Genomic DNA, 18074 nt, shown 5'->3' on the forward strand with positions numbered 1-18074 from the left:
CGTGACGCGGCAGCCGCGCGCGCGGCCGGCGCTCGCGTCGATCACGTCAGTTCATGTCGTCGCGGCAGGCCGTCCGAGTCGCCGGGGTACTGAATGACGCGCGCGGCGATGGCGTTGGCGCGTGCCACGGCAACGCTCGGTGCCAGACCCTCGAGCCGGGCGCTGATGAAGCCCACGGCAAAGCCGTCGCCCGCGCCGACCGTATCCACGACGTGCGCCACCGGACAACCGGCGACCCGCGTGTGGGCATCGGCCGATTGCCAGTACGCGCCTTCGGCGCCGAGTTTGACTACGACTTCGTTCGAGCCCGCTGCGAGATAGTGTTCGGCGATCGCCGCGGGATCGCGTGACCCGGTCAGGATCTCGCCTTCGTCGATGCCGGGGAGTACCCAGTCGGCCTTGGCGGCCAGTGCGTTGATGGCCTCGCGCATGGCTTGCGTGCTGGGCCACAGGCTGGGCCGCAGATTGGGATCGAACGAGATCGTGCCGCCCGCCGCGCGCATGGCGTCCATGGCGTGATGACAAAGCGCCTGCGCCGATTCGCTGATGGCGGCCGGAATGCCGGTGCAGTGCAGATGGCGGGCGTGGTGCATGCGTTCGGCGGGCAGATCGTCCGGCGCCAGCGCGCTGGCCGCGGAGCCGTGGCGGAAATACTCGGTTTCCGGATCGCTGCCGTCCTTGGTGCGGGACTTGATCTGCAGCCCGGTAGGGCGCGCCTGATCCACTACGACGTGCCCGCAGTCGATGCCTTCGGCCGCCAACGAAGCCAGGATGAAGCGACCGAAGGCATCGTTACCGACACGGCTGGTCCAATCCACACGCAGGCCGAGCCGCGACAGGCCGATCGCCACGTTGCTGTCGGCCCCGGCCAGACGACGCGTGAAATGCGCGACTTGGGCCAGATCGCCCGGCGTATCGGCTGCGAACAGCGCCATGCTCTCGCCGAACGTCACCACATCCACGCGGGTTGCATCGTTGGCCGCCGTCATGCCGCGGGCGCGGTCGAACCGCGAACGTTGAGCGTGGCAGGCAGGCGATGGATCGCCGCGGGCGTGGCATCGCCGTCGATCCGCGCCAGCAGCGTATCGATCGCGCGCCGGCCGATGGCGTCGACCGGCTGCGCCAGGGTCGAAATACCCGGGCCGGCCAGGGCGCACCACGCGAGTTCGTCGATACCGAGCACGCCAAGCCGGTCGAAGCCGCCCAGCCGCTGCAGCGCATGACACACGGCCAGCGTCACCACGCCGTTGGCGCACAGCACGGCGGTCGGCCGCGGTTCGGCAAGCAGTTCGGTCAGCCGCTGGTCGAGTGCGGCCGAATCGGCCGCTTCGACAGCGGCTTCTTCAATAATCGCCTCGTACACCGTGGCGTCCAGGCTGCGGCGCCGGCATTCGGCCTCGAACGCCTCGGCGCGCGCCTGGCGCGAACTGATGCCGGCCACCGGCTCGATGATCAGTTCGAGTCGTTCGAAGCCGCGCGCCACCAGATGATCGATGGCGTCGGCGACGGCAGCTTCATCGTCCAGCCCCACCATGTCGCAGTCCAGCACCTCGATCTGGCGATCGACCAGCACCATGGGGATGCCGCGCTGGCGCATCGCTTCCAGCGCTTCCGTATTGCGCCCGACCGTGTTTACGATCAGGCCGTCCACGCTGTAGCCGTCCAGCACGTCCAGATGACGCCGCTCGAGCGTTTCGTCGTTGTCGGTGTTGCAGACCATCAGCGAATAGCCGGCGTCGCCACAGGCACGCTCGGCCGCATGGATCAGCGCGACGCTGTAGGGATTGCGGATATCGGCGACCAGCGCGCCGATGAGCCGTGTCCGGCCGCCGCGCAGGCTGGCCGCGATCCGGTCCGGCCGGAAGCCGAGCCGTTCCACCGAGCGCTCGATCCGGGCCTGCATCGCTTCGGACAGGCGATGCCGTTCCTCGCCGAAATAACGCGAGACGCTGGTCTTCGAAATGCCCGCATCGCGCGCGACATCGCGAATGGTGGGCCGGCGTGTGTTGTCCTGGGCCTGCAGCGGCCACGAATCGCTCATCGGACTCCTCGTTACACCACCCGCGTTCGTCGCGGACAGGCCGCGGCAACGAACACGGGGCGCAAATGACCATCGTTCGACCAAGCGGGCCCGCTTGGCCGATGATGACGTTTTCGTTTCGTTATAGCGCAAGTATAGACATCGCGGCCGGCGCCTGCCGATCCCGCGAAGGCCCGCGAACAAGAGGAGATCACCATGGAATATACCTGGCGCTGGTTCGGTCCGCCGGACCCGATCACGCTCGCCGAGATCCGCCAGACCGGCGCGACCGGTATCGTTACGGCTCTGCACGAGATCGACAACGATACCGCCTGGCCGGCGGCGGCGATCGCCGAGCGCAAGGCGGCGATCGAGGCCGCGGGGCTGACCTGGTCGGTGGTCGAGAGCATTCCGCTCACCGAGGCGATCCGGACCGGCGCGCCGGGGCGCGATGCCGATATCGATGCCTGGGCCACCACGTTGCGCCGGCTCGGCGCCGCCGGAATCCGGACCGTGGCCTACAACTTCATGCCGGTGGCCGACTGGACGCGAACCGAGCTGGCCCGTGCGCTGCCGGGCGGCGGCACCGCGCTGGCCTTCGATTACATCGCCTGCGCGGCGTTCGATCTGTTTCTGCTCGAGCGTCCCGGCGCGGAACACGACTACGACGAAGCTGAGCGAGCCGCGGCCCGGGCCTGTTTCCAGGCCATGGACGAGTCGGCCCGCCGGCGCCTGATCGATAACGTCACGGCCGGCCTGCCCGGCGCCGATGCCGGCTATGACCTGGCGGGTTTCCGCAACGCGATCGCGGCCTATCGCGACATCGATCACGCCCGTCTGCGCGAGAATCTGCGTTATTTTCTCGAACGCGTGGTGCCGGTCGCCGAGGCCGCCGGGGTGAAGCTGGCGCTTCATCCGGACGACCCGCCGCGACCGTTATTCGGACTGCCGCGCATCGTCTCCAACGCGGCCGACGTGCGCTGGATTCTCGACGCCGTCGACAGCCCGGCCCACGGGCTGACGTTCTGTACCGGCTCGTACGGGGCGGCGGCCGACAATGATCTGGTGGCGATGGCGCGCGAGTTCGCCTCGCGTATCCATTTCGCGCATCTGCGCTCGGTCGCCCGCGATCTGGTCGATCCGCGTTCCTTCGCCGAGGCCGAACACCTGGGCGGTGACGGCGATATCCCCGGTGTCATGGCCGTGCTGCTGGCCGAGGAGGATCGACGCATCGCCGCCGGCGGCCGGGCATTGCCGGTGCGGGCCGACCATGGCCATCATCTGTTGGGTGATGGCGCGCGCGATACGCGCCCCGGCTATCCGCTCTATGGCCGGCTACGCGGGCTGGCCGAGCTGCGCGGGTTGGAAGCCGGGCTGCGCTACGCCCGCTGAGCTTCCAGACCGGTCGTGGTGGTCCAGCCGAGCGGCAGGCAGAGCAGGTTCAGGCCGATCAGGAAATAGAGCGCGCTGTCGATCGCGCCGCTGGCGTCGATCAGCGCGCCCGCGCACAGGGGCAGCACGAACGCCAGCACATAGCCGACCGCGAACATGCCGGCGGCCACTGCGCCGGCGCGTTCCGGCGCGAGCACGATCGAGGGCAGACTGGTCAGCGCGATGAGCTGGACGGCGGAGGCGAAGCTGATCGCGATCACCCCGGCGATCAGCCACAACGAACCGCTGACAAGAACCACCGCCAGCCCGGCGACGTGGATCACCACGGTCGCGAACAGCAATCGAGGCGTGGCCAGAACACGCCGGATGGTCGCCATCAGAAACAACGACGTGAACAGTTGCACGGCGTTGAAAATACCCAACACCAGCCCGACGTGCGCGGACAGCTGTTTGCTGGCCAACACGGCATCCATATAGGCGTTGAGGCCAAAGAAGGTCGAGGCGGTCAGCCCGAGCAGCCCACCGAAACGCCACACGCGCGGATCGCGCCAGTCCGGCCCATGTGCGACCTCGTCGCGGGTGGGGCGCCGGCCATGCAAGCGCGGCAGCAGCATGAACGGCGCCAGCACCACGATCGGCAGCGACAGCGCGAACAGGGCGGCACGCCAGCCACCGCCCACCGCGGGCAGCAGCGCCGGCAGGGTAAGCCCCGCGCCGATGAATTCACCCACCATCATGCCGTTGAGATAGACCGTGGCGCCGAGGGCGACGAAGCCCGGGCACCAGCGCGCGACCAGCGCCGGAAGTGCGGGCTGCATGATGGCGATGCCGAGCCCGGTCACCGCGGTCGCAGTGAGCAGCATTGTCGCCTCGGGCGCGGCGCCCCGAGCGGCCGAAGCCAGTCCAGTGAGCACGACCGCCATCATCAGCGTATTGCGGGCGCCGAACCGCGCGATCAGCCAGGCCGCGGGGATGGCGCCAAGCCCGAGCGCGAGCACGGGTAGCGTGGTCAGTGCGCCGACCCCGGTCTGATTCAGGTCCAGCGCGTCGGCGATGCGCGGGCCGAGCGGGGCGGCCACCAGAATCGGCGCCCGCATCGCCATGCCGGTGAGCCAGAGCAGAACGAGGATTGCGGCGCGTGTCGGTATGCCGGGTTGATTCGCGGGCATCGCCAGCCGGAAGCGGAGAATGGCCGGGCCAGTCTAACGAGTCCGCTCCCGAGGGGGTGCCCCGGGTGTAGTCGCCGCGATCGAGCGCGCAGAGCTGCGCGGGATTGCGCGGCTCGGGACCGTTTTCACGGGCAGGAGCGATGATCTGACGCGGCTCGTGGCGACAGGGTCTGCCGCTTTTCAAATGGTTGTGCTAGCGTCCCCGCCATGCATCGCAAAACCAAGATACTCGCTACCCTCGGCCCGGCCAGCGACAGTCCGGAAACTTTGAAGCGGTTGATCGAAGCCGGCGTCAATGCCGTGCGCATCAACTTCTCGCACGGCGCTGCCGAAGAGCATCGTCGACGCGTGAATACCGTGCGCGACGTGGCCAAGGAGCTGGGCAAGCCTGTCGCCGTGCTGGGTGACTTGCAGGGCCCCAAGATCCGCATCGAATCCTTCGCCGACGGTTCGGTGGAGCTCGAGGACGGCCAGACCTTCACGCTCGATACCGAGATGGACGCCGACGCCGGCACCAAGGACGCGGTCGCCATCTACTTCAAGCCGCTGCTGGCGGACGTGAAGAAAGGCAGCCAGCTGATGGTCAACGACGGCGCCATCGCGCTGACCGTGACCTCGGTCGAGGGCCCGCGCATCGTCACCCGCGTGGATGTGGGCGGTACGCTGTCGGGTCGCAAGGGCGTGAACCTGCGCGGCGGCGGCCTGTCGGCCGGCGGTCTCACCGATAAGGACATGAAGGACATCAAGCTCGCCGCCGAGCTGGAAGTGGACTTCCTGGCCGTGTCGTTCGTGCGCGGCGCCTCCGATATGCATCAGGCTCGGCGCCTGATGACCGAAGCCGGCGGCAACGCCCGTCTCTGCGCCAAGATCGAACGTGCCGAGGCGCTCGACGCGCTGGAAGAAATCATCGGCGCGTCGGACGTGGTGATGGTCGCGCGCGGCGACCTGGGCGTGGAAATCGGCGATCCCGAGCTGCCCGGCGTACAGAAACGCATTATCGCCCAGTCCCGCGAGATGAATCGTCTGGTAATCACCGCGACCCAGATGATGGAGTCGATGATCGAAAACCCGACGCCGACGCGCGCCGAGGTACTGGACGTGGCCAACGCCACGCTGGACGGCACCGACGCCGTCATGCTCTCGGCCGAATCGGCGGTAGGCAAGTACCCGGTGCAGACGGTCGAGGCCATGAGCCGTATCTGTCTCGGCGCCGAGCGCGAGGCCGTCGCCGATCGTTCGCCCGCCGGTCTGGCCGCGCATTTCCGGCGTACCGACGAGGCCATTGCCATGGCCACGGTCTATACCGCCAGCCATATGCATGCCGATGCCATCATCTCGCTGACCGAGTCCGGCACCACGGCGATGCTCATGTCGCGTCAGGGCGCGCCGGTGCCGATTTTCGCGCTCACGCACTACCCGCGCACCGAGCAGTACCTGGCGCTGTGCCGCAACGTCTATCCGGTGGCCTTCAAGCCGAGCGAGCTGGATAGCATGGTGCCGAGCACTGAAGCCATGGCCTGCTTGAAGGAGCGTGGCGATGTGGTCGCCGGTCATCGCGTGCTGATCACCAAGGGTGATTTCACCGGCCCCGGCGGCACCAACACGATGAAGATTCTCACCGTCGAATAATCGACGGTCCGGGATGCAGGATACGGCCGGCGTATCGCGAGTCGCGGTGCGCCGGCTTTTTTGTTTCATGCCATGACCGACAGCGCCCGCTATCTCACCCTCAAGGCCGGTCCCGCGGCGCGGGCCGCACTGGCCGAGTCGCCGCTGACGCCGGAGCGCATCGGTGCGCTCGCGGGCGCCGCCGGCGGCCCCAAATGGCTGGCGATCGCGGCCTTCTATCGCGCGCTGTTCACCGACTGGTTCGCCACCCGCGACACCCCGTTGCCGATCGTCGGCTCGTCGATCGGTGCCTGGGCCGGTGCGGCGGCCTGCCACCCGACCGATCCGGGCGGGGCGCTGGATGCCCTCATCGACGCCTATATCGGCCAGCGTTACAGCATGAAGCCCGACGCGGCCGAGATCACCACGACCCTGGCCGGCATTCTCGATACCGTGCTCACGCCCGACGTGCGGACCGGCGTCCTCACGAATCCGCGCTACCGGCTGCATGCCATGACCGTGCGCTCGCGCTGGTCGACGGCCACCGACCGACGGGCACTGCTGGCGGCCGGTTCCGTGGCGGCCGGCATTGCCAACGCGGCCTCGCGGCGCTGGCTCGGCGCGTTCTTCGAACGCGTGGTGTTCGCGCGCGACGGCGACACGATGGTGTATGCCAACGACGGCATTGCCAGCCGCACCGTAGCGCTGACCGAACACAACCTGCGGGATGCCGTCTTTGCCAGCGGCAACGTCCCGTTGATCATGCAGGCGGTGCAGAACCCGGCCGGCGCGCCGGCCGGGCTGTATCGTGACGGCGGTATCACCGACTATCACATCGACCAGCCGTTGCTGGCGCCCGGCACGAGCGCGCCGATCGTGCTCATGCCGCATTTCGATACCAAACTGGTGCCCGGCTGGCTCGACAAGCGGCTGGGCTGGCGCGCGCCGCGCCATGCCGACCATGTGCTGCTGGTCGGCCCCGGCCCGGCCATGACAGAGCGTCTGGTCGATGGCGCCGTACCCGAGCGCCGCGATTTCTATCGTTATGCCGGCGACGATGCCGCGCGCGAACGGGTCTGGCGCCAGGCCATCGATGCCGGGCGATTCATGCGCGATGCGTTCTTCGATCTGGCCGCGAGCGGCCGTCTGGTCGACCACGTGGAGAGTTTATGAGCGAGTCCCTGATTCTGGCTTCGGCCTCGCCGCAACGTGCCCGCCTGCTGGAGCAGCTCGGGCTCGCGTTCACGGCGATTCCGGCGGATATCGACGAAACACCGCGGGCCGGCGAGACGCCCGAGGCCCTGGCCGAGCGTCTGGCGCGGACCAAGGCCGAGGCGCTGTCGGCGGCCTACCCGGGTGCCCGCATTCTGGGTTCGGACACGGTGGTCGCCTACGGCAACGAGGCCTTCGGCAAGCCGGTCGATCTGGCCGACGCGATCCGCATGCTGACCGCGCTCGGCGGCACCACGCATCGCGTGATTACCGGCGTGGCGTTGTTCTCGGCGGGCGTCACCGAAACCTGCACGGTCGTCAGCGAAGTCACGCTGGATGTGCTCGACGAAGCCGCGATCGCGGCCTATTGGGCCACTGGCGAGCCCCAGGGCGCGGCCGGCGCGTATGCGATTCAGGGTCACGCCGGGCAGTTCATTTCGCATCTGTCGGGCAGTTTCTCGGCGGTGATGGGCCTGCCGGTCTATGAAACCGCGGCGCTGCTGCGCGCCACCGGGCTCGATCCCCTGTACCAGAACAACGTCGACCGGAGGACGGCATGAACGCACCCAGCCCGGCACGGATTGCCGTTATGTTTCCGATCTGGGCCGCCGCGCTCGCGGTGGCCGGTTATCTGGCGCCGGCGGTGTTCAGCCCGGGCAAGTTTCTGATCGTGCCGTTTCTGATCGTGATCATGTTCGGCATGGGGCTGACGCTGCGTCCGGCCGATTTCTCGCGCGCCATCCGGCGCTGGCCGCTCGTGCTGCTTGGCCTGACGCTGCAGTTCGGCCTGATGCCGGCGACCGCCTGGGTGGTGGCGCATCTGCTCGGTCTGCCGCCGCAGCTCACGCTGGGGCTGATTCTGGTCGGGAGCGTGGCCGGCGGCACGGCCTCGAACGTCATCAGTTTCCTGGCCGGCGGCGACGTGGCCTTGTCGATCACGCTGACCAGCATCGCGACGTTGGCCTCGGTGGCGGCGACGCCGTTGCTGACCTGGGCCTATGCCGGCACGCATATCCCGGTGCCGGTGGGCTCGATGCTGGTTTCGATCGCCGAAATCGTGGTCGCGCCCGTCGCCGGCGGCATGATCGTGAACCGCGTGATCGGCGAGCGCTGGGCTGATCGCGACGGCTGGTGCGCGCTGGGTTCCGCGGCTGCGATCGGGCTGGTGATCGCGATCATTGTGGCGCTCAACGCCGCCTCGATCGCCACGCTCGGCGCGCTGGTGCTGTTGGCTGTAATACTTCACAACGGGATCGGCCTGGCGGCCGGCTTCGGTCTGACCTGGCTGGCCACGCGCGACAGCGTGGCCGCTCGCACCATCGCCATCGAGGTCGGCATGCAGAACTCCGGGCTGGCGGTCGCACTCGCCCAGCAGTATTTCTCGCCTGTGGCCGCGCTGCCGGGCGCCGTGTTCTCGGTCTGGCATAACCTGTCCGGCGCCGGCGTCGCCGCGCTCTGCAAGCGCTTCGACGGCCGCCGAGAGTACGATCGCCCGCTGAACGCCGCAGGCTAGGTTTCGCGACCGCTGTAGTGTCGGCGCGGCCTGGCAATATTCAGCCGATCAGGCGGCCTGCTCGAGTTCCGGCAGGCCACGTGCGAGGATGGCGGCGGCCAGCGCCGGCACCGCGAGTACAGCGACCGCAACGGCCGGTCCGGCCTCGCCGATCGCGGCGACGATGCCGCCGCCCGCCAGTAGCACGACGCCGATCGTGGTGTTGGCCACGGCAGTGAGCTGGGCGCGATCCTCGCTGTTGCCGAGGTCGGTGAGATAGGTCTTGCGCCCAAGCCGGACCCCGGCGTGAACGCCGGCCAGCACGAAATAACCGACGGCGAACGGCCAGACGCCGGCGATATGGCCGAGGCCGGTCCAAACCGCCAGCGCGACCAGAACGTTCAATACGGCCGCCGCGACGCCGGTGAGCATCAGCACCTGGCGCGATGAATAATCCGAAAACCGTCCCCAGAACGGCGCCGACACCAGCGATGCCAAGCCGCTGACCAGCAGCAGAATCGCCAGATGCGCCAGGCTCGAACCGCCCGCGGCCCGGGCGAGTTGAGCGTAATAGGGCGCGGCCAGGGCGGTGGCGATCAGCAGCCCGCGCACGGCGATGAACCGGCCGAAGGCCGGCTTGTCGCGCAGCAGTGACAGGCTGGCCGCCGCGGTCTTGAGCGCGTTGCCGCCGCCTTCGGTGGCGCCCGGAAACTCGCGCAACGCGGCGAAGATCACGGCCGCCGCGATCCACAGCACGCCGGCCAGCGCCAGCAACAGCAGGATCGGAGTAAGGTGTTGCTGGGCCGGCACGAACCACAGGATCGCGCCCAGCAGCACGGCCAGCCCGCCCGCTGCGCTCGAGGCATAGCCGGACAGCGTGCCGCGCCGGGTTTTGGCAATGGTCTTGCCCTGAACGTCCTTGTACGACGCCGAGCACACGCCGCGTCCGAGCGAGAACACGATCAGCAGCAACAGGATCAGGCCGCCGGCAGCGGCGCCATTGAAGGCCAGGGCAGCGGCGATCATCGCCAGCACGGACAGTCCCTGCACCGCCGCGCCGCCGACCCAGAACCATTTGCGGATCGGGTGCGCACGCATCCAGCCGGCGATCACCAGCTGCGGCAGCAAGGCCAGCGATTCGCGAATCGGCACCAGCAGGCCCGCCATCCAGGTCGGCGCGCCGAGCACGCCCAGCAGCCACGGCAGCACCAGTTTCGGGCTGGCGACCAGATCGCCGGCCTTGTTGGCGAACAGCGATACCAGATGGATGAAGAAGTTGGTCGGCTGTTCGCGGCAGGCGTCGTCCGAGATGTCCTTGCACACGCGGGCATTCTCGTCGCCCGTGATCATGTCGTAGAGATCGCGCAACGGGCCGTCGTCCCGTCGCCGCTGTTGTTGTGCGGAAGTTTGGCTCACGAAAGCGCTCCCTGTTGATCGCGTGAACGCCGGTAACCCGGCCAGTCGCCCGATTCGATCACCGGCCAGCCACGATTGCGTGTCGCCGCCCAGAGGTAGATCCAGGCGTCTCCGGCCGATGTGGTGATGCGACGTCGCGTGTAGAAGATCGGATAGCCCTCGAGCGTGTCGAGATCGGCGAAGGTTGCGGCGTCGACGTCGTACAGATCGCCCGCGATCGCGGTCTGGCCGTAGTCGAGCGCCGCGGGGTAACGCCCGGCATCGACCAGCGTGAATGCGGGCTCGGTACGCGCCGCGCCGCGATGCCGTGCGCTGGCGAGCCGGGACGCATTGAGTTCACCGGCTCGCAGCGTGCCGTAGACGAATACGCGATGCATGATCGGTTTGAACGAGGTAATGCGGGATATCCTATGGCCTGTGGCTGTTTCGCGCGAGCGCCACGGCGGCCTCGTGTCCGGCAGGACGCGAATCGTTGGCTCTGGGCGTGTCGCGATACCGGCGCATAACGCCGCCGGACGCACGCTTGCCCCTCGGGCATTGACGTAGACTGCCGATGCACGCCGACTCACGAACGCGGGCCCACGCTCACACACGATGTCTTCGACGACCGCCATGCCCGATCCGGTTCCTATTCGCGATGCCGCCACCGTCGCCGTACTGCGCGACGGCCGCGGCGGTGGTCTGGAGGTGCTCTTGCTGCGTCGTCACGCGAGCCATGTCTTCGGCGCCGGGGCGGATGTGTTCCCGGGCGGCGCGGTGGATCGCGACGACGTCGAACTCACGCGCGATGCCGACCTGACGGACGGGCCTTGGCGCATGGCGGCGCTGCGCGAATGTTTCGAGGAGGCTGGGCTGCTGTGTGCGACGCATGATGCGAAAACTGCCGATCAGATCGCCGATCAACGCCGCGCGCTCAATGCCGGACGTTGCGATTGGCGCGACGTCATCGACGCGCTCGCGTTGGAACTCGATCTGAGCATGCCAGTGGCCTTTGCGCGTTGGACCACGCCGCCCGGTCCGCCCAAGCGTTATGCAACGCGGTTCTACGCGCTGGCGGCGCCGGACGAACAATGCGCCCAGGCCGATGGGCGCGAGACTGTGGCCGCGGAATGGATGGCGCCGGCGGCGGCGCTGGCCGACGCCGATGCCGGCCGGCGCTGGCTGATGACGCCGACCCGTGCCACGCTGATACAACTGGCGCATTATCGGGATACGGCCACGGCGCTGGCCGGTCTGCGTACCAAGGCCTGTTGATAGGTCGCCTGTGTGGGCACCGACCGGCGCCTGCTGACGCAGTGCCCCAGCGACATATCCACACGCTCCAAGGGGAAAGGGATGATCGAGCTTGAAGACCGGATCGCGGAGCCGGAGATGATTGGGGCGGGGCTGCGTCGCCTGACCGCGCCCAATCCGTCGCCGATGACCGGGCCGGGGACCAATACGTTCATCGTGGGCCACGGCCCTTATTTGATCGTGGATCCCGGCGTGGACGACGAATCGCACCTTCAGGCGTTGATCGACGCTTGTGGGGGCGATATCGCCGCGATCTGTCTGACCCATCGGCATCCCGATCATGTCGGCGGCGCGGCGTGGCTCGCCGAGCGCACCGGCGCGCCCGTCTGTGCCTGGCCGAAGGCCGAGTTGGCGCATTACGACCGCCCGGTGCATGTCGACCGTCCCTTGATCGATAACGAAATTCTCACCGTGGGCGAGATGCCGGTCATCGTCCGACATACGCCCGGTCATGCAGCCGATCATGTCGCCTTCGAGTTGCCCGCAGCCGGTATTCTGCTGGCCGGCGATGCCTTGATGAGCGATGCGACCGTGGTGATTCTGCCACCGGACGGCCACATGGGCGCATATTTCGACACGCTGGCCCGTCTCGAACAGTTGCCCATCGAGCGTATTGCGCCGGCGCACGGCCATATCCTCGAACAGCCACAGCAGACCATCGCCGATGTGCTGGCCCATCGTCGGCGCCGCGAAGCCCAGGTCGTGGCGGCCTTGATGCCGGATGAACTCCGTTCGGCCGAGGCGATCGCCGATAGACTCTATCCGCAACTCCATGATCGGCTGCGCACCATGGCGGCGCTGCAGGTTCAGGCGCACCTGTTACATCTGGCCGAGCGCGGTCGGGCCATCGACGAGGGGCGTGGTTGGCGTCGCACCGAATAAGTTGGCCGCATAGAAACCTTCGTCGTCGATCCGCAAGCCAGCGAGCGCTGTGTATCGCGACGGCTCAAGTCTCGCAGGCGGTCGCCGATAAAGCGCTATTCCTGCGTCAACCGGCCGGTCATGCCAGCCATCGCCGAAAACTCGTACACGCTGATCACTGAACCCGCCGCGGTGGCAGCCACGCTGGCCGATCTTCAGGCGCGTGGCGAGTCATTGCTGCTGCGGGGCATGGCGGATGGCCGCAGCCATCATGTACTTCTCACCACGATCGAAGACGACCCGGGGCGGCTCATCTGGCAACGTGTGGACGCGGGCCATGGCACGCCGGTAGCCGTTGGTGACATGTTGCAGCTGGAATCGCGCCGCCGGTCCGGGCATCTGGTGTCGTCGGCGATGTATTGCGACGGCGTATCGCACGATGCGCGCGCCGGCAGCCTCGAGCTGCGCACCCGGCTGCCGTTGCGGCTGACGCTCCGGCATGCACGTCAGGATTGGCGGGCGCGGGTCGTGCCCGGCGAGATGAGGGTCGAGGCCCGTTTGTCGCGGCCGGAGGCCCCGCCCGTACACGGTACGCTGGTCGATCTGTCGGTGGGCGGCTGCCGGCTGGTGCTCGCCCGCGACGCCGCCGCGGTCGAACCCGACGACTGGGTCAATCTTCGCCTGACGTTTCCCAACGGAGAACAGGCGCTGTTCGGCGCGCGGGTCGGCGATGTGGCGATTCATACCGGCGCGCGCCGCGAAGCGGGATTGATCTTTGTGGATCTGAGCGACGAACAGACGCGCCGGCTGTGGTTTCTGACCTGTGAGATCGATCGCGAGAGCGAGCGTTTGCAGAGTGTGCGCGACGAATTGCGGCCGCTGGCCCCGTCGACGTTGTTCCAGCCGCCGGTGTAGTGCGCTGGCGGCTCACTACGCCGGCGGGTTGTCGTGTCAGTGCTCTTCCTTGCCCGAGGACATGAGTAGCGACAGTGGCACCAGGCAGGCGATCACGATGCCGAGAATCCAGTAGTCGTCGATAAAGGACATCAGCTGGGATTGCTCGGCCACCAGATTGGCGATCGTGGCCTGAGCCTGATGACGGGCTTCGTTGAAGGCCGCGCCGGCTGCCATGAAGTGCTGGGTGAGCTGATGTAGTAACGCCTGGGTCTGATGGTCGTAAGGCGTGACCGATGACGCCAACACTTCATGATGATACTGGCCGCGCCGGGCGAGCCAGGTCGTGACCAGCGAAATACCGACGCTGCCGCCGATGTTGCGCGTGAGATTGACCATGGCCGAGACCTGGTCGGTCTTGTCCGGCGGCACGCCAACGTACGCGATGCTGGTGACCGGGATGAAGATGAACGCCAGCCCCAGCGTCTGCAGACAGCGCGCGAGCACCAGCTGCGTGTACGAGCTGTCGAGATCGAATCCGGTCATGTGAAACATCGAGATCGAGACCAGCGACAGCCCGATGCCGACCATCCAGCGGGCATCGACTCGCCCCGATAGCATCCCGACGATCGGCATCATCACCACGATCACAAACCCGCCGGGCGATATCACCAGACCGGCGAGGGTGGCGGTGTAGCCGAGCACCTGCTGTACGAACTGGGGGATCAACAGCGTCGAGCCGAACAACACGAAGCCCAGCATGAACATCATGATGTTGGCGATCGAGAAGTTCCGGTACCGGAACAGGCTCAGATCCATGATCGGGTGGCGCTGGAATGGCTCCCACAGCACCAGGGCCAGCAACGATAGCCCCGAGGTCACGGCCATCGTGGTGATGAAAGTCGAGGAGAACCAGTCGTCGTCCTGACCCTTGTCGAGCATGATCTGCAGACAGCCCAGGCCGAGCGTGAGCAGGGCCAGGCCGATGTAGTCGACCGTGAAGCCGGCCGCCATCTTGGCCTTGCGGGCTTTTTCGTAGGCCGCGGTATCGTGTACCAGCAGCCAGGCGAGAATGGTCAGCACGATGCCGACCGGCACGTTGAGCAGGAAGATCCAGTGCCAGGACACGTTATCGGTGATCCAGCCGCCGAGCGTGGGCCCGATGGCGGGCGCGAACACCACCGCGACGCCGTAGATGGAGAACGCCATGCCGCGCTCTCGTGGGGGAAACGAATCGGCGAGCACGGCCTGCGATACCGGCTGCAACCCGCCGCCGGCCGCCCCCTGGATGATGCGGAATACCACGAGCCATGCCAGCGACGGCGCCATGCCGCAGGCCAGCGAGGCGATCGAGAACGCGACGATCGAAGTGATGAAGAACCGCTTGCGGCCCATCACCTGCGACAGCCAGCCCGAGATCGGCAGAACGATCGCGTTGGACACGAGATAGGCGGTCAGGATCCAGGTGGCTTCATCCTGGCTGGCCGACAGCGACCCGGCGATGTGCGACAACGACACGTTCGCGATGGAGATATCGAGCACCTCCATGAACGCCGCCAGGCCGACGACGGCCGCAATCAGCCAGCGGCCGGCCGGATATTCGGCCTGACCGGCGATGGCGGCTGGGTTGCCGTTCGCCGTGGTGTCGCTCATTGCGCGTCAGCGGTCTCGGTCGCCGGAATGTCGCTGCGGTCCAGATGCTTGATTGGGCCCGCGACGTTGATGGTCGGCTCCACCGACAGGCCGGGCGAAATATCCAGCCCCTTCAGCTGCGACGGCTTGGAGAAGATGATCTTCACCGGCACGCGTTGCACGATCTTGACGAAGTTACCGGTGGCGTTCTGCGGCGGCAGCAGCGAGAAGGTCACCCCGGTACCCGGCTGGATCGACTCCACCCGGCCGGCGAATTCACGATCCGGATACGCATCGATCGCGATCGAGACCGGCTGGCCCGGGCGAACGCGATCGAGCTGGGTTTCCTTGTAGTTGGCGACGACCCAGGGGTTGGTTTCCACCAAGGCCATAGCCGACTGGCCGGCACTGATCTGACTGCCGGCGACGATCGATTTCTTTGCGATCTTGCCGGCATGCGGGGCCCGGATTTCGGTATACGACAGGTTCAGTCGCGCCTGTTCCACCTGGGCCTTGGCCTGGGCGATCTTGGCCTGCGCCGACGACGCCTGGGATTGCTTGAGTTTGATCCGGTCCGGCGACGCCTTGGCTTGAGCGAGCTTGGCGCGCGCCTGACGTACCTGAGCCTCGGCCGATTTTGCCTGGGTGTTCTTCTGGTCGAGTTGTTGCTGGGAAACCTCGTGCTTGGCATACAGCGCGCGATAGCGCTTCGCGTCGGCCTCGGCGCGCTGAGCTTCGGCCTGCGCCGATTCGAGCGCTGCCTTGGCGTTGTCGATATCGGCCGCGCTGGTCTGGCGAGTCACCGACAGATCCTGCTGGCTGGCCGCGTACGATGCCCGCGCAGCCTCCAGGTTGGCTTCGGCCTTGGCCAGCGCGGCTCTGAAATCGGCCGGATCGAGCGTGAACAAGACATCGCCTTGCTTGACATGTTCGTTGTCGCGCACGAATACCTTGGCCACCGTGCCGGTCACGCGCGGCGCCATCTGACCGATGTTGGCCTGCACGTAGGCATCGTCGGTGGAGACTTCATTGCGGTGCAAAAACCACCACACACCCCAGACCAGGCCGCACAGTACGACCAGCGTCACCGCAATGAGCGCGACTCGTCGCCCCTTGCCGTTCTTTTTCGGCGCCTCGGCCGCCGCTTCTGCGGTTTGATCGTTGTCGGTATCGGTCGAGCTCATGGCGTCACCGGCTGAGTGAGACTGAATTGCTGGGCCCGTCCGAGTGCGGCGGCGAGATTGATGCGCGCGCGCGTGTACTCGGCCAGGGCGTTGATGCGGCTGTTGCGGGCGTCGGCCAGGTTGGACTGGGCGTCTACCACTTCGACGTTGTCGCCCACGCCGTGGGCGAAGCGGTCCTGCGAAAGACTCAGCTCCTGCTTGGCCAGCGTAAGATTGGCCCGTGCCGCGCGGACGCGCTGAGCCAGGGTGAGCAGCGTCTGGCGCGCGGTGCGCACATCCTGCTCGATCTGGCGCTGGGTATCGCGGAAGCGAATGCGTTGCTGGTCAAGCTGGCTGGCGGCCGAATCGATCTTTCCCGAAATCTGGCCGCCGGCGAAGATCGGCACGCTCAGGCTGGCGCCGATGGCATAGGTCGGCCGGTCGTTCTGGTTCGGGGTGTTGCCCGACGCCCCGTAGTCGGCTTCTACCGACAGCGTGGGCAGGCGCTGGCCACGCGCCGAGGCCAGATGGCGCTCGCCGCGGGCGATACGCGTCCGGGCCACTTGAATCTCCGGCCGGTCGGACAGGGCGGTGTCGATCGCGGAATTCACGGGGCCGAGCGGCATGGGCCGGAACACCAGTGGATCGGTGAGTTTCAGGTTGGCGTCCAGCGGCAGACCGGTGGTGCGTGCCAGCTGGATATCGGCGCGGGTGCTCTCGGTCTGTCGCTGGGCCAGATCGGCCTCATCGCGCGCCAGGCGTGCGCGCGCCCGGGTGACGTCGACACCGGTGGCCACGCCGACGTGTTCCTGATCGCGGGCGAGCTTGAGCAGGGTCTTGGCCTGTTTGACGTTAGCCTTGGCCGCGGCGACAGCGCGCCGTGCGGACAGCGCCTGCACGTAGTCGAGTTCGGCCTGGGTCGCGACCTGCTGGCGCGCCACGGCAAGCTGATCGGCCGCTACCTTTTCGCCCAGCTTCGCGCCCTGATAATCCTGCCACGCGCTGTAGTCGAACAGCGTTTGGCGCAGCTTGGCGCGCGCGTCGAAGTTGTTGTAAGTGACCGTGCTCGGGAAACTCAGGCCCGGCCCGGCAGCAGCGCCGGACTGTGGGCCGACATCGGAGCCGAAGCTGAAGCCCTGGGCGGCCAGGTTGGTCTTCTGCCGCGACTCGCTGATCTGGCCGGTAATATGCGGGAGAAACGCCGAGCGCGCGGACACGCGCTGCCCGGCGGCTTCATCCTGCTTGGCGCGCGCCAGCAATGTGTTCACGTTGGTCGATAGCGCATCGTTGACGGCTTCGGCGAGCGACAGGCTGCGAGTCGGCGTCGTGGCGATGTCCGACGCGGACCCCGTGGGCGTGGCATCGGCGGCGAGTGTGGCGGCCGCCGGGGCCGCGACCAGACCGGCGAAAACGCCGAATCGAATCAGGTGGCGATTCATGAGGCCTCCGTCGTGATCAAGCGCACGAGCAGGTCGCGCAGCTGATCCTGTTCTTGTTCGGATAACGGCGCGAGCAGCTCCTTCTTGGCCTCGACCACGGCCGGCTTGATATCGGCCAGGGCTTTTTCGCCGGCCGCGGTCAGAGCCACGACATGCGCCCGGCGATCGGCCGGGTCGCGTCGCCGAGCCACCCAGTCGCGTTTTTCCAGCGCGTCCACCAGATACGTCACGGTGGTGCGATCCAGCCCCAGTGCTTCGGCGATCTGGCTCTGCCATAAGTGGTGATGGGCCTCCAGCAACAGCATGAGGCCGTATTCCCGCCCGGCGATGTCGAAGGCCGCGGTATGCCGCGCAAACACGTCGAGCTGGCGCTGGTGGGCGCGCGCCAGCAAATACGGCAGGCGCATGCGGATGGAATCGGGCAGACAGACGGACACGGTCGGCTCTCCATGGTGGAGCGGACCGATATTATTGGCACGAGAT

Annotated in this window: 17 protein-coding genes; 8 read left to right on the forward strand and 9 right to left on the reverse strand. The window is 67.3% G+C overall.

All coding sequences use genetic code 11. The features are described 5' to 3' along the window. Positions 1 to 41: 41 nt before the first annotated feature. The gene (locus C41B8_RS11370; RefSeq protein WP_037338068.1) at positions 42 to 989 is read right to left on the reverse strand and encodes a sugar kinase; all 948 of its coding nucleotides are present in this window, start codon (positions 987 to 989) and stop codon (positions 42 to 44) included. Then, on the reverse strand, positions 986 to 2041 hold the full coding sequence (locus tag C41B8_RS11375; protein ID WP_037338070.1) for a LacI family DNA-binding transcriptional regulator: 1056 nt from the start codon (positions 2039 to 2041) through the stop codon (positions 986 to 988). Before C41B8_RS11375 ends, C41B8_RS11370 begins: the two co-directional genes overlap by 4 nt. A gap of 195 nt (positions 2042 to 2236) precedes the next feature. Here C41B8_RS11375 and uxuA point away from each other — a divergent pair, with 195 nt between their 5' ends. Next, positions 2237 to 3412 (forward strand): mannonate dehydratase, encoded by a 1176-nt coding sequence (gene uxuA / locus C41B8_RS11380; protein WP_037338072.1) that lies wholly within the window; start codon positions 2237 to 2239, stop codon positions 3410 to 3412. Here the strand turns inward: uxuA and C41B8_RS11385 are convergent. After that, the gene (locus C41B8_RS11385) at positions 3400 to 4581 is read right to left on the reverse strand and encodes an MFS transporter (RefSeq protein WP_037338074.1); all 1182 of its coding nucleotides are present in this window, start codon (positions 4579 to 4581) and stop codon (positions 3400 to 3402) included. The two genes, uxuA and C41B8_RS11385, sit on opposite strands and share 13 nt — an antisense overlap. Before the next feature lie 207 nt (positions 4582 to 4788). Between C41B8_RS11385 and pyk the strand changes: the two genes are divergently transcribed. From pyk to C41B8_RS11405, 4 genes are all read left to right on the forward strand, one after another. Beyond that, a complete protein-coding gene (pyk, locus tag C41B8_RS11390; protein ID WP_037338076.1) occupies positions 4789 to 6210 on the forward strand; it encodes a pyruvate kinase in 1422 nt (473 codons plus the stop codon). Between the two features lie 72 nt (positions 6211 to 6282). After that, positions 6283 to 7362 (forward strand): patatin-like phospholipase family protein, encoded by a 1080-nt coding sequence (locus tag C41B8_RS11395; protein WP_037338079.1) that lies wholly within the window; start codon positions 6283 to 6285, stop codon positions 7360 to 7362. Then, complete coding sequence (locus C41B8_RS11400) at positions 7359 to 7961, forward strand: Maf family protein (protein WP_037338081.1); 603 nt, start codon at positions 7359 to 7361, stop codon at positions 7959 to 7961. The genes C41B8_RS11395 and C41B8_RS11400 overlap by 4 nt, the downstream gene beginning before the upstream one ends. Then, positions 7958 to 8914: a bile acid:sodium symporter family protein gene (locus C41B8_RS11405; protein WP_037338083.1), complete on the forward strand. Its 957-nt coding sequence runs from the start codon at positions 7958 to 7960 to the stop codon at positions 8912 to 8914. The genes C41B8_RS11400 and C41B8_RS11405 overlap by 4 nt, the downstream gene beginning before the upstream one ends. Before the next feature lie 48 nt (positions 8915 to 8962). Here the strand turns inward: C41B8_RS11405 and C41B8_RS11410 are convergent, their stop codons facing one another. Together C41B8_RS11410 and C41B8_RS20485 are read right to left on the reverse strand one after the other, a co-directional pair. Then, complete coding sequence (locus tag C41B8_RS11410; RefSeq protein WP_198025166.1) at positions 8963 to 10243, reverse strand: MFS transporter; 1281 nt, start codon at positions 10241 to 10243, stop codon at positions 8963 to 8965. Between the two features lie 62 nt (positions 10244 to 10305). Continuing rightward, entirely contained in the window at positions 10306 to 10686 is a 381-nt protein-coding gene (locus tag C41B8_RS20485) for a gamma-glutamylcyclotransferase family protein (RefSeq protein WP_037338087.1), read from the reverse strand. A 217-nt stretch (positions 10687 to 10903) separates the two neighbouring features. Here C41B8_RS20485 and C41B8_RS11420 point away from each other — a divergent pair, with 217 nt between their 5' ends. The 3 genes from C41B8_RS11420 (at position 10904) to C41B8_RS11430 (ending at position 13378) form a co-directional block, all read left to right on the forward strand. After that, the gene (locus C41B8_RS11420) at positions 10904 to 11563 is read left to right on the forward strand and encodes an NUDIX hydrolase (RefSeq protein ID WP_084188873.1); all 660 of its coding nucleotides are present in this window, start codon (positions 10904 to 10906) and stop codon (positions 11561 to 11563) included. An 81-nt stretch (positions 11564 to 11644) separates the two neighbouring features. Then, entirely contained in the window at positions 11645 to 12484 is an 840-nt protein-coding gene (locus tag C41B8_RS11425) for an MBL fold metallo-hydrolase (RefSeq protein WP_037338090.1), read from the forward strand. A gap of 120 nt (positions 12485 to 12604) precedes the next feature. Then, entirely contained in the window at positions 12605 to 13378 is a 774-nt protein-coding gene (locus tag C41B8_RS11430; protein WP_037338093.1) for a PilZ domain-containing protein, read from the forward strand. A 36-nt stretch (positions 13379 to 13414) separates the two neighbouring features. On the opposite strand, the gene C41B8_RS11435 is transcribed toward C41B8_RS11430, so the two are convergent. From C41B8_RS11435 to C41B8_RS11450, 4 genes are read right to left on the reverse strand one after another with little or no spacing between them, the layout of a single operon-like run. Further along, positions 13415 to 15010: a DHA2 family efflux MFS transporter permease subunit gene (locus C41B8_RS11435; RefSeq protein ID WP_037338095.1), complete on the reverse strand. Its 1596-nt coding sequence runs from the start codon at positions 15008 to 15010 to the stop codon at positions 13415 to 13417. Beyond that, positions 15007 to 16173 (reverse strand): HlyD family secretion protein, encoded by a 1167-nt coding sequence (locus C41B8_RS11440; RefSeq protein WP_051883429.1) that lies wholly within the window; start codon positions 16171 to 16173, stop codon positions 15007 to 15009. The genes C41B8_RS11435 and C41B8_RS11440 overlap by 4 nt, the downstream gene beginning before the upstream one ends. Then, positions 16170 to 17591: a TolC family protein gene (locus C41B8_RS11445; RefSeq protein ID WP_037338098.1), complete on the reverse strand. Its 1422-nt coding sequence runs from the start codon at positions 17589 to 17591 to the stop codon at positions 16170 to 16172. The genes C41B8_RS11440 and C41B8_RS11445 overlap by 4 nt, the downstream gene beginning before the upstream one ends. Then, complete coding sequence (locus C41B8_RS11450) at positions 17588 to 18028, reverse strand: MarR family winged helix-turn-helix transcriptional regulator (protein WP_037338100.1); 441 nt, start codon at positions 18026 to 18028, stop codon at positions 17588 to 17590. The genes C41B8_RS11445 and C41B8_RS11450 overlap by 4 nt, the downstream gene beginning before the upstream one ends. Between the last annotated feature and the right edge of the window lie 46 nt (positions 18029 to 18074).

The sequence above is a fragment of the Salinisphaera hydrothermalis C41B8 genome (assembly GCF_000732535.1).
GTDB classification, from domain to species: Bacteria; Pseudomonadota; Gammaproteobacteria; order Nevskiales; family Salinisphaeraceae; genus Salinisphaera; species Salinisphaera hydrothermalis.